General features: G+C 47.8%; 7 protein-coding genes. 5 read left to right on the forward strand and 2 right to left on the reverse strand.

Features of this window, described 5'->3' with window-relative positions:
* Window positions 1-10 precede the first annotated feature (10 nt).
* The 3 genes from recC to recD all read left to right on the forward strand — a co-directional run bounded on the left by recC (window position 11) and on the right by recD (window position 9526).
* Window positions 11-3487 carry an exodeoxyribonuclease V subunit gamma gene (recC, locus tag ViNHUV68_RS03185; RefSeq protein WP_391089280.1) on the forward strand — a complete coding sequence of 1159 codons (3477 nt, stop codon included), beginning with the start codon at window positions 11-13 and terminating at the stop codon, window positions 3485-3487.
* Between the two features lie 316 nt (window positions 3488-3803).
* Window positions 3804-7418 carry an exodeoxyribonuclease V subunit beta gene (gene recB / locus ViNHUV68_RS03190; protein WP_391089282.1) on the forward strand — a complete coding sequence of 1205 codons (3615 nt, stop codon included), beginning with the start codon at window positions 3804-3806 and terminating at the stop codon, window positions 7416-7418.
* A gap of 2 nt (window positions 7419-7420) precedes the next feature.
* Window positions 7421-9526: an exodeoxyribonuclease V subunit alpha gene (recD, locus tag ViNHUV68_RS03195; protein WP_391089284.1), complete on the forward strand. Its 2106-nt coding sequence runs from the start codon at window positions 7421-7423 to the stop codon at window positions 9524-9526.
* Window positions 9527-9552: 26 nt separating this feature from the next.
* Here recD and ViNHUV68_RS03200 read toward each other — a convergent pair whose 3' ends face one another.
* Complete coding sequence (locus tag ViNHUV68_RS03200) at window positions 9553-9729, reverse strand: hypothetical protein (RefSeq protein ID WP_169739012.1); 177 nt, start codon at window positions 9727-9729, stop codon at window positions 9553-9555.
* A 199-nt stretch (window positions 9730-9928) separates the two neighbouring features.
* Window positions 9929-11266: an amino-acid N-acetyltransferase gene (gene argA, locus ViNHUV68_RS03205; protein ID WP_038174924.1), complete on the reverse strand. Its 1338-nt coding sequence runs from the start codon at window positions 11264-11266 to the stop codon at window positions 9929-9931.
* A 211-nt stretch (window positions 11267-11477) separates the two neighbouring features.
* On the opposite strand from argA, the gene ViNHUV68_RS03210 reads away from it, so the two are divergent.
* Both ViNHUV68_RS03210 and mltA read left to right on the forward strand, forming a co-directional pair.
* On the forward strand, window positions 11478-11882 hold the full coding sequence (locus tag ViNHUV68_RS03210) for a DUF2850 domain-containing protein (RefSeq protein WP_038174923.1): 405 nt from the start codon (window positions 11478-11480) through the stop codon (window positions 11880-11882).
* Between the two features lie 69 nt (window positions 11883-11951).
* Complete coding sequence (mltA, locus tag ViNHUV68_RS03215) at window positions 11952-13055, forward strand: murein transglycosylase A (RefSeq protein ID WP_391089286.1); 1104 nt, start codon at window positions 11952-11954, stop codon at window positions 13053-13055.
* Window positions 13056-13127: the final 72 nt, after the last annotated feature.

Here is a 13127-nt window from a genome sequence, read left to right on the forward strand (position 1 = left end):
TGAGTGCATTTTGTTTACTGTCTACCATTCCAATCAAGTCGATGTATTAAAATCATTGCTTGTTGAGCTGGTTCGGCTCAACCCACTAGAAAACCCGTTTGAAGCGGAGCAGATCTTAGTGCAAAGCCCGGGGATGTCTCAGTGGCTGAAGATGGAGTTGGCCCAAGCGTTTGGCGTGGCAGCAAACATCGAATTTCCTCTGCCGGCGACCTTTATTTGGAACATGTTTACCGAGGTGCTGCCTGATGTGCCTCAGCGCAGTGCGTTTAATAAAGAGTCGATGACTTGGAAGTTAATGCTCATTTTGCCAAGCTTACTCGATCATGACGAATTTGCTCCTCTGAAGCGTTATCTTGAGCATGACGACGACAGTTCAAAACTGTATCAACTCGCAGAAAAAATCGCTGATATATTTGACGGTTACTTAGTCTATCGCCCTGAATGGATCGCCAGTTGGGAAGCGGGACAAAGTGTCGCTGAACTCGAAGGCGAACACCCATGGCAACCGATCCTATGGCAGGCACTGTATGATCATACTCTGGCACTTGGTCAGTCGCCTTATCACAGGGCCAACCTCTACCAACACTTTATCGATGCACTAGAGAATGTCGTGTCGACAGGTGATCAAAGCGGCTTTAGACATCTACCTAAGCGATTGTTTGTGTTCGGTATCACCTCATTGCCACCACGTTATATGGATGCGCTAAAAGCCATTGGTGAGCACATTGATGTTCACCTGATGTTTACTAACCCATGTCGTTACTACTGGGGGGATGTGCGCGATCGTAAGTTTCTTGCTCGTCTGGCCGCCAAACATCGCCAGCATGTGGTATGGCATCAAGATCATTCACAAGCGCATGGCGAGAGCGAGCAGCTCAAAGGCACACTGGAAGATAATTTGGTCGATGAGCTTCATACTGATGCTGTGGGAAACAGTTTACTGGCCTCGATGGGTAAGTTGGGGCGCGATAATATGTATCTGCTGTCGCAACTTGAGTCTCATGAAATTGAAGCCTTTGTCGATGTTGAGCGTGACTCGCTGCTACATCAATTGCAGGCTGATATTCTAAATCTCGAAGAACATCAAGACGATCAACAGCTTGAAAGCAGTCAGCATAAAAAGACTGTTCAGCGAGATGATCACTCATTGACACTGCATGCCTGCCACAGCCCGATGCGTGAAGTCGAAGTGTTGCACGATCAATTGCTGGCGATGTTTGATGCTGATGCGAGCCTAAAACCGCGCGATATTATCGTCATGGTTGCAGATATCAATGCCTACAGCCCAGCCATTCAGGCAGTGTTTGGCAATGCTCCTGGGGAACGTTTCATCCCTTACTCAATTTCAGACCGTACCGCTGACCAAGAAAGCCCGATCCTCAATGCCTTTATCCAGTTGGTGAATTTGCCTAACACGCGTTGCTTGGCCACCGAATTGCTTGAATTGCTCGAAACGCCCGCCATTTTGGCGCGCTTTGAGTTGAGCGAAGAGGAGTTTATTGTGGCCAAACAGTGGGTGGAAGAGTCGGGCATTCGTTGGGGGCTCAACGCAGAAACCAGTCGTGAGTTTGATCTACCAGAAAATGGTCAAAATACCTGGCAATTCGGAATTGAACGCATGCTACTTGGTTATGCGATGTCGGAATCGGCGGGGCTGTTTAGCGCTAATAGTGGCAAGTTAGCGCCATACAATCAGGTGCAAGGCTTTAGCGCTGAACTGGCGGGTAAACTGGCGCACTTTATTCAGACGGTGAGCGACTATCGCCAGCGTTTAGCGCAAACTCAATTGATCGAGAGTTGGCGTGAAGTATTAACCGCACTGTTGGATGATTTTTTTACCGTCGAGCTTGAAGGTGAAGCGGTACTCAAATCGATTCGAGATACGTTAGCCAACCTCAAAGAACAACTGACCGATGCCACATTTGAACAGCCGCTGGCTGCTGCGATCATGACGCAATATTTACAAGATAAACTGTCCGGCACTCGCGTTAGTCAGCGCTTTTTAGCCGGACAAGTGAACTTCTGTACCTTGATGCCGATGCGTTCGATTCCGTTTCGCACTGTCTGTCTGCTTGGGATGAACGACGGGATTTATCCTCGCTCTATGCCAGCAGAGGGCTTTGACTTGATGAATGGTCGCACTAAACCCGGGGATCGCTCGCGTCGTGATGATGACCGTTATCTATTTTTAGAAGCGTTACTCTCTGCGCAACAGACGCTGTACATCAGTTATGTTGGTCGCTCGATTCAAGACAATACCGAACGCGTGCCGTCAGTTCTGGTTTCTGAGTTGATGGAGTATTGCCATCAAAACTATTGTCTCGAAGAGGACAAAGACCACTCGGTGGATGAGTCTGGCCAGAGATTAACCGAGCTGTTGCTTAGCACTCACCCTATGGTGCCCTTTAGTGAGCTGGCGTTTAGCGGCAATCGGCCGAGCTACGCCAAAGAGTGGTTACCGGCGGCCAATCGACAAGGTGAGAGGAGTGGCGACTTTAATCGTCAGTTAGCTGACTACTTACTTGATGCCAGTTATCCGCTCGAATTGGATCTGGTCGAACTGCAACGTTTTTGGCGCTTGCCAGTGCAGTATTTCTTCAACCGTCGCCTTAAAGTGGTCTTTGAGCCGCCATTGCCTGTGATGCAAGATGATGAGCCGTTCGTTCTTGATGGGCTAGAAAGCTATCAGATGCGTGATGCGTTATTGAATGAGTTACTCAAGCATCAACTGAGCGGTGAACAAGACGCGCAAGCGGTTATTGAGCGCTTCGTCGAGTATCAACGTGCTCAAGGCAAACTGCCGGTTGGTGCGTTTGGTGATATTGAATTTGCAACTAACCGTACTCAGGCTCAAGAGTTGGTCGAGAGATTAACGTTTGTCTGCTCGGCGAGCGAAGAGGATCTGGAAATCAAACTGAGCTTTGATCTGCTCGGTGAACAAAAGCCGATCCATCTTAGTGGATGGCTAACCCAATATTACCGCTCGGGATTGGTGCGTTTTCGCACGGGCAAGCTGCGCGCTCAAGATTATCTGGCAGCGTGGATTGATCATCTAGCCATGTCGGCGATGGGCGTAAGTAAACGCACTCATATGATTGGTTATGACCGTAAAGAAGGCATTGTCCATATGATTTATCCTGCTATGGATGACAGTGCCACGGCGAAATCTTTACTCAGTGAGCTCGTTGGCCTGTTTTATCAGGGCATGACACAACCACTGCCTTATTTCCCCAAAACGGCATTAGCGAATATTGAGGCTGGGTTTAATCGCGGTCGTTGGGTCGATGATGAAGAGAAATCATCGAAGAAAATGGCCGATACCTTTAACGATAGCTTCATGGCTGCGGGCGAGGGAACTAATGCGTATATCGCGCGGATCTGGCCAAATTGGAATCAACAACTGGCCGCTGAAGTCCGCACGCTGAGCAACTTAGTTATCCAAGCGCCACGTTTAGCGATGGTCGCAAGTGACGATGAAAAACAGTAAAGGTTGGGTTGCTTGATAGACACAGAGAATAAGCAAAGGTAGTTGGCCGCCAGTAAATCATTATTGTGTAGGGCGTTCGCTGTACGGCCAGAGGTCAGAGGGACCATAATTGGGTTGGTCTATTGCAAGTGCGATTAGCGATAGTTCGCCACAGTTGCTCAACGCATGGCGCGCATACTATCGGCTTGACGAGCGGCGCGCCGTGAGAAAGATCGCAGAAAGTTCTAACTTTTTTATCGATTTATCTGAGTAACAAGCGTTTTAAACTCTGGATCACATTTGGATTTAAGTTTTTCAGTAAAAGGGCAAATTTTTTATGACATCAACGTCTACGGTTACCGCACTTAACGCGATGACTTTTCCTTTGCACGGTGCGCGATTAATTGAAGCATCGGCCGGGACAGGCAAAACGTTCACCATTGCCGGATTGTACCTGAGACTGTTATTGGGTCATGGCAGCCAACAAACCAAGCATCAGGTGCCATTAACGGTCGACCAGATTTTGGTGGTTACTTTTACTGAGGCGGCTACCGCAGAACTGCGCGATCGAATTCGAGCTCGGATTCATGATGCGCGCTTGGCATTTGCCCGTGGTCAAAGCCATGATCCTGTCATTAAGCCGCTGTTGGCAGAGGTGGTCGATCACAAACAAGCGGCCGAGATCTTACTCCAAGCGGAACGCCAGATGGATGAAGCGGCGGTCTACACCATTCATGGTTTTTGCCAACGTATGCTGACGCAAAATGCGTTCGAATCAGGTAGTCGTTTTAACAACGAATTTGTCACTGACGAGAGTCACTTAAAAGCCCAAGTAGTGGCCGATTACTGGCGACGTAATTTCTACCCGTTGCCGGTTCATTTAGCGGCAGAAGTGCGTCGATTGTGGAGTGCTCCCGCCACGCTACTCGGTGATATATCACGCTATTTGACGGGATCGCCAGTCAGTTTATCAGTCCCAGCCATGAGTGGGTCGTTAAGTGAGTTGCACCAACAAAACCTTCAACAGATTGACCAGCTTAAAGCGTTATGGCGTGAGCACCAAGATGATTTACCTGCACTTATCAGTGACTCTGATGTGAATAAACGCAGTTACAGTAAAAAGTCTTTACCAGTTTGGCTTGAAACGGTCAACGCTTGGGCGGCGAGTGAAACCCTCGATTATGCTTATCCAGATCAGTTAGAAAAATTTGCTCAGACAGCGTTAATTGAAAAAACGCCACAAGGAACGCCGCCAACCCATGCGGTGTTTAGCGTGATTGATGAGTTTATTACTGATCCGATTAGCCTTAAAGCGCCCTTGTTGGCGCACGCGATTGAACACTGTCGAACCATGCTAGCCAACGCGAAACAGCAAAAGCAGTGGTTGTCATTTGATGATTTGTTGACTCAGCTCTCTGCCGCTATAGACAATGATGATAGTGAACAACTGGCAGAGCGGATTCGGACGTTATATCCGGTCGCGATGATCGACGAATTCCAAGATACCGATCCACTGCAGTACAGCATTTTTAGTCGTATTTACTTAAACAATCCTCAATGCGGCTTGTTTATGATTGGCGATCCTAAGCAAGCGATCTATGGTTTTCGCGGTGCCGATATTTTTACTTACATTAAGGCGCGAACTCAGGTCAATTCGCATTTCACCTTAGGCACCAATTGGCGCTCCAGCGCGGCGATGGTAGCGGCAGTCAACCAAGTGTTCGAATTGCCGCAAAGCCCTTTTATTTATGACCAAGATATTCCATTTCTACCCGTAGCACATAGCCCGAAAGCTGAACAACGCATTTGGACTATGGCAGGCCAAACGCAACCCGCGCTGACCTATTGGCTGCAGGAAACGCAAGAGAAACCGCTAGCGAAAGGGGAGTACCTTAACGCGATGGCGCAGGCCACTGCGGATCAAATTCAAACCATCTTGACTGCCGCGCAGCACCAGCAAGCACACTTCGTCAATGACAAGGGCCAGCAAATTATCCAAGCAGGTGATATCGCAGTTTTGGTCCGTACTGGTAGCGAAGGCCGACTGGTCAAAGACGCATTAGCTAAGCAAGGTATTGCCAGCGTCTATCTCTCTAATCGTGATAGTGTTTTTACCTCATCGGTCGCGCAAGACGTGCAACGCTTGCTGCAAGCTGTGCTGACACCTGAAAATGATCGCGCCCTGCGTGCCAGTTTGGCCTCAGAGATCTTTGCGTTAGATGCGGGCACACTCGATAAGCTCAACAACGATGAAAATGAGTGGGAAGCGGCCATCAATGAGTTTAAAGAGTATCGTAAGCTGTGGTCTGAACGTGGCGTGCTGCCAATGCTACGCAGCGTGATAAGTAAACGTCACATTGCCGAGCGCTTGTTGGCCGATCTGGGTGGTGAGCGCCAATTGACCGACTTAATGCATATTGGTGAGTTATTACAGCAAGCCAGTATTGAACTTGATAGTGACCATGGCTTATTGCGCTGGTTGGCTCAAGCGATCAGCGACGCTGAAAATGGCCTTGGTGGCAGCGATGACGAGATCCAACGTTTGGAGTCTGAACGTAATCTGGTGCAAATCGTCACTATTCATAAATCTAAAGGGCTTGAGTATGATTTAGTCTTTCTGCCATTTGTGTTGAGTTACCGTCAAGCGAGCGAGGCGAAGTACTATGATGCAGAGCAAGACCGAACCATTCTCGATATAACCGGACAAGATGCTGCGCTCGCGGCGGCCGACAAAGAGCGCTTGGCGGAAGATTTACGTCTTATCTACGTGGCACTCACCCGCGCCGTGTATGGCTGTTTTATTGGTGCGGCGCCGCTACGAAATGGTCGCTCAACCAAAGAGCCCACCGGAGTTCATCACAGTGCGATGGGCTATCTGTTACAAGATGGACAGCCTGGTGGCATTGACGATCTCACCCTTGCCATCGAACAACAAGTGAAGCGGCTTGAGTGCGTGCAACTGACCGCTCTGCCGGAGTCCTACGATGCGCCGCTTATTACTGAGGCAGGCGAACAACAAGTGCTAAGCGCCAGTGAGTTAAGCCAAACCATTGATCGCAACTGGCGGATCACCAGTTACTCTGGACTGGTTAAACAAGGCGCTCACCACGGTGATGATTTTACCGACTTAATGCACCTTGATATTGACTCTTCGCAAGAGCATGACGAGCAACAAGAAAATGAGCCGCAAGCTTCAATTTTTACGTTTCCGCGCGGTGCTCGGCCAGGTACATTTCTGCATAGCTTGTTTGAAGAAGTCGAGTTTACTGAGTCAGCCACCAGTGAAGAGAATACAGCCATCATCACGCGCTTGCTTGAAAGTGAACAATTAGACCTAAGTTGGCTGGGTATTTTACAACAGTTGATTGATACCGTGCTTGATACCCCGCTCGACGGAAAGCAGCTGCGACTCAATCAGAAAAGTCCAAGCCAGCGCTTGGTCGAAATGGAATTTATGCTGCCGATTGAAGTGCTTTCTGCTGCTGCCTTAAACCGAGTTATTCAGCGGCATGATCCTTTGTCGGCGAAAGCCGGCGATCTCGGCTTTTATACGGTGCAAGGGATGTTGAAGGGGTTTATCGATTTAGTGTTTGAACATCAAGGCAAATACTATGTCCTCGATTGGAAATCCAACCATCTTGGCGATGAGGTCAGCTTTTACCACGGCGATGCACTCAAGGCGGCGATGGCCGAGCATCGCTACGATCTGCAATATCAAATTTATGCACTCGCCCTGCACCGATTCTTACGCAGTCGTTTGGCCAACTATAACTACAATACTCATTTTGGTGGGGTCTATTACCTGTTTTTACGCGGAATGGACGGCGCCAGCGAACACGGTATTTTTTCTGCTAAACCAAGTCTAGAGTTGCTCAGCGATATGGATAAATTGATTGATGGACAAGCCATCGATGTGAAACAAAACAGTGCCGGCCAGATGGAGTTATTGTAGCGATGAATACTCTTATTTCGACACTCAAGCAACTGGCGAGCAAAGGTCAAGTTAGACAGCTTGATTATCAGTTTGCGCGTTTTATCGAAAGCCAATCTCAAAACAGTGAATTGGCCTTTATTGCTGGTGTGGTGAGCCATGAGTTGGCTAAGGGCCATATTTGTTTACCTCTGCTCGACGCTCAGGGACAACCAGTAGATTTAGCGGCTAAATTAGGTTTGTTTGGTGAGGAGGCCAGCGAATTAACGCAACAACTACTCAGTATTGATTGGTTGGCACTGCTTAGCGCCAGTGATTTAGTTGGCCGCAATGGTGAACCTGTACCATTAATTTTCGATGGTGAGCGATTGTATCTACATCGTTACTGGCACTACGAAGTGGTGGTGGCTGAACGCTTAAACAGCTTTGGGTCACCGATGATCCTAAAGCTCGATCAGCAACAGAAATTGGCCCAGTTACTCGATCATCTTTTTGCAAGAAACTACCGCTATCTATTTGAAGATATAGAAAAATCAATCAGTGATGGCGTTAGCACAGCGGTGCTTCGTCAGCGCATGGTTTGTGATCATTTAGATGTCGTGTCAGACGATAATCTCGATTGGCCTACCATAGACCAAACGCTTCTCAAGGCCAAAAGTATTGAGCAATTAGCCCCACTTGATGAGCAGGTCCCACTGGCGGCGTGTATCAACTGGCAGAAAGTCGCGGCTGCGGTAGCACTGAGTCGCCGTTTTGCGGTGATCTCAGGTGGTCCTGGTACCGGCAAAACCACCACAGTGGCTAAATTGCTCGCCGCTTTAATCGAACAAGCGCAAGCCAATGATCAACAACCGACGATTAAACTGGTCGCTCCGACTGGAAAAGCCGCGGCACGCTTAACGGAATCAATCGGCAAAGCGGTGTCTGCGCTGCCAGTCAGCCCAGAACTGAAACAATCGATACCAACCGATGCCAGTACGTTGCATCGTCTGCTTGGTGCGATTCCTAACAGTGCCGAGTTTCGGCACAATCATGATAACCCGCTCCACGTCGATATTTTGGTGGTTGATGAGGCTTCCATGGTTGATTTGCCGATGATGTATAAATTGATTGATGCGCTGCCGAAGAAGGCGCGCTTGATTTTACTCGGTGATAAAGATCAATTGGCCTCGGTTGAAGCAGGGGCGGTGCTTGGTGATATCTGTTCTTTCAATGCGCAAGGTTTTAGTCAGGCACATGCAGGGCAGATTGCGCGTTTGACTGGTTTTACGAGTCTGACTCACAGTGCCAATGCCCACCCTTCGATTGCAGATAGTTTGTGTATGCTGAAAAAGAGTTACCGTTTTGATGCGCGCTCAGGGATAGGTCAGCTGTCGCAAGCGGTTAACTCGGGGGACGGGCTTCGAGTCGACGCGGTTTGGAAGCGAGATTTTCCTGATATCGCTAAGTATCCAATTGACAGCCAAACTTACAACCAGATGATCCAGACGTTAGTCTCGGAATATCAGCATTATCTGCAGCGACTTCGTCAGCCACAGCACAACCAGGAGCAACCTGAAAGCTTGTCACAACGAGCCAAAGCCGCCCTCGACCTGTTTGCTCAATGTCGATTGTTATGTGCGATTCGAGAAGGGGATTTTGGTGTTAAAGGGCTAAATCAGCGAATTGAACGGGCGCTGGCGTCACGTAAACTGATTAAAACTCAAGACGAGCTTTGGTATCACGGCCGCCCTGTCATGGTGACGCGTAATGATCACGGGTTAGGGCTGTATAACGGCGATATTGGTCTGTGTGTACGTGATGATTCACATCAGGAGTCTAAGCTTAAAGTGTTTTTTGAACTGCCTGATGGTAGCGTCAAAGCGGTTTTACCCAGTCGTGTACCAGAGCATGAAACGGCTTATGCCATGACCATTCATAAATCGCAGGGCAGCGAGTTTGAACATACCTTGATGATCCTGCCACCAGACTTTACGCCAATTTTAACCCGAGAGCTGATTTACACCGGAATTACTCGCGCCAAAAAGCATTTGACCTTGTATGCCGATGAGCGAGGGTTGAAACGAGCGATTAAGATTCGCACTCAGCGAGCGAGTGGGTTGATTCAACGTTTGACCAGTAGCAGATGACCTTCCGTGGCCGTCTGTGGTAATGATTAAAGCGCGGTGGAAAAAGAGATACTGCGGATGCGGTATTTCACTTGATAGTTCAAAATGAACGCTTTTAAGCCTTCTGTAACAGGGAATACGCAGTGTACGTCGAGATTTTCTAGTAGTTCGTTGTCTGCCATGTCCCAAAAACTCTGAACAGAGTTACAGATAATTGTTTTCATTGAGAGTTTGCTCTTAGTGACGTTGTTAGTAACCTCAAGCAATCCTTGCAGCTTAACTGAAACAGTTAAGTCGAGAAATAATTCCTAGCTCCTCACTTTAATGAGGAGCTCGAATTTTAACCAATTTAAACTATGAAATAAAGCGACTATTTAAGAAAATTTCTGCAATCTGTTCTCATTTATGAGATAAATAATTGACCTAAAGCTCAAGTGCCAGAATTTTTGACTTACGTTGATAGTTGTAAAGGTTCTGCTTATGCGATGGAAGAGACTCAACCTCCATCTCATGAAAACCCTGCTCTCTGAACCAGTGCAGGCTATGGGTAGTTAGAACAAATATTTGTTCAATCCCCTGAGCTTTAGACTGTAAGCGCATATGGTTGAGCAACAGCAAGCCGCGGTTGCCATCACGATATTCAGGGTGAATGGCGACACACGCCATCTCGGCCATTTTCTCATCGGGATAAGGATAAAGCGCGGCACAACCAATGATTAGGCCATCCTTTTCGATGATGGTGAACTGATGGATCTCTTGTTCAAGCTGTTCACGAGAGCGGCGCACCAATACGCCTTGTTGTTCAAGTGGCTCAATCAAATCAAGAATGCCACCAATATCATCAATTTCGGCCACTCTGACCTGCTCTGAGCTTGCTTTCACCACTTGTGTACCTATGCCATCAAGCGAGAAAAGCTCTTGAATTAAAGCCCCATCGACTTTGTAACTGATTAGGTGGCTACGTGGCACTCCCGCACGACAGGCGGCGGTCGCGGCGCGTAAAAAGCGTAACGTGCCAGAAGAGTTTTCACAGTTGGTGGTTTTCTCGCTTTCAAGTTCCGCTTGCAGTTTTTCCGCTTCTTTAGGAAACAGTTCAGCAAAGACGTCGCCATGTTGATCAATAACCCCTTGCTCAGAACAAAAACCAATCAGTTTATCGGCTTTTAATTTGATCGCGACTTGAGTTGCTACCTCTTCAGAGAGAAGATTGAACGATTCACCAGTGACCGAGCTGGCAATGGGGCCGAGCAGCACAATTGAGCCTTGATCGAGCATACGATTGATACCCTGAGTATCAATACGTCTAATTTTTCCACTGTGGCAATAGTCAACGCCGTCATCAATACCAAGAGGCTGTGAAATAATAAAGTTGCCACTGACGACATTCAGTTGAGTGCCTGCCATTGGTGTGTTGCTCAGGCTCATCGATAACTGCGCAGTGATGGCTAATTGTAACCGTCCTGCGGCTTGCATGACGTAACTCAGGCAGGTTTCATCGGTAACGCGAACCCCTTTGTGATAAGGGCTCGCATACTGATGCTGATCTAACAGATGATTTATCTGTGGCCGTGCGCCATGAACCAAAACAATTTTTACGCCTAAGCTATGTAATAATGCTAGATCACTGATAATATTGGCAAAATTTTCATCAGCAACCGCTTCTCCACCTAGCATTATCACCATGGTTTTATCACGGTGAGCGTTCACATAAGGGGCCGACTGCCTAAAGCCTTTAACAAGCGCGGTACTTCTGAGTTTCACATTGATGACCGTTGATTGAATTTATATGTGAATATACTGCAATTTTATTCTTTGTTCGGCAAGTGTTTTTCGTTATCTATAGCTTGCTGCAGTGGGGATTTCGCTGGGGACAATTTGGTGAGATAAAATCAAACTCGCGTAATCGCTCATCTTAGTTAACAATTACTCAATAAGCAGGTGAGATTCTCACGAGTTCATTGGTATCAGATAAATGAGCGCTATAAGCCGCAGTAACAAGAAAATCATTGAGCGAACCATAGTGATAGTGGCGTTGGTTTTTGCTGTTGTGGCGGTTGTTCTAGCAGACAAGTTATATGATCTCTATCTGGCAAAAGCCTACCCTAAATCGACAATCTATGGCATTTGGGTCGAGCAGAACGTTGCGGCGTATTCCACCGATAAGTTTGTGCTTAGCTCTTCAGGTGTTGCGGTCGATGGTGGCGTGGTTGACACTCACTTTGACTGGAATGGCTCGTACCTTGAATATAATGTCGGCGATAAAGTTCGCCGTTATAAAGTTCTTAACGAGCAAATGACCGAAATTCAGTTGGTCTCTGAACCGCACTATCGACCTGTTTTTCGTTTGTCAGGAAAATATCAAGATAACATCCATTAACGACTGTGTTATTGCGCTATACGCTTAAGTTTGTCATCCTCATTACATCGCTTATCAGGGATCTAATCAGTGTTTAAAAAATATCTTCCTCTCGCGGCAGCCAGCGTTTTGTTTGGCTGTGCTCAGCCGACCGATCGCGCGCAGCAATATGGTGATCAAGAATTCAACGCTATTTTGAATAAATCGTCACTTGTTGAATCAGATAAAACCCGCGATTTTACCGAGTTTCATCGTCAAGCAGAGCAGGTCGTGGTCAACTCACCTTCGATGGCCAGAATCTATCAACCTCTGTATGAGCAACTTAATGAGTGGGTATTGCAAAGTGGTGAACCGACCGAGTTGGCAAACTATGGCATTCAAGCCGCGCAGTTAGGCGGGGGCGACAAACAAGGTAATGTTCTCTTCACCGGGTATTTCTCGCCTGTGATGGAGCTGCGCCACGAGCCAAACGAGACATTTAAATACCCCGTTTACGCCAAGCCTGAGTGTGAAGCGGATTGCCCAACACGTGCGCAAATTTACGATGGAGCACTGAACGGTTTGGGCTTAGAGCTCGGCTTTGCTGCCAACATGATTGACCCATTTTTGATGGAAGTGCAGGGCAGTGGATTCGTTCATTTTGAAGATGACGATACATTAGAGTACTTTGCTTATGGCGGTAAGAACAACAAAGCCTACGTCAGTATTGGCCGTGTTTTGATCGAGCGAGACTTAGTGTCACGCGAAAAAATGTCGATGAAAGCGATTAAAGATTGGGTACTAACTAACGACGAACAAACGGTGCGTGAATTGTTGGAACAAAATCCCTCGTTTGTGTTCTTTGAGCCACGTGCGGATGCCCCCGTGACGGGCTCGGCTGGTATACCTTTGTTAGCGATGGCGTCGGTCGCTGGCGATCGCTCAATTTTCCCGATGGGGACTCCGATTTTGGCCGAGGTTCCGTTACTGAATCCCGATGGCACTTGGAGTGGCGCGCACCAGTTGCGCTTGTTGATCGTGTTAGATACCGGTGGCGCAGTGAAGCAGAATCACCTCGATCTCTATCATGGTATGGGACCGCGCGCTGGCACTGAAGCTGGTCACTACAAACACTTTGGTCGGGTATGGAAATTGGGCCTTGAAGGCAGTGCAACGCAAGCACCTTGGGCGTTGCCACCCGAGAAGTTACAATAGCGCTTCACAGCTAGACTTTTTAATTAAGAGTGCGTATAAATCGCACTCTTTGTTTTTGTACCAAGCGGAAAA

Origin of the sequence: Vibrio sp. NH-UV-68 (assembly GCF_042940635.1) — a bacterium.
In the GTDB taxonomy this organism is placed as follows: Bacteria; Pseudomonadota; Gammaproteobacteria; order Enterobacterales; family Vibrionaceae; genus Vibrio; species Vibrio pacinii.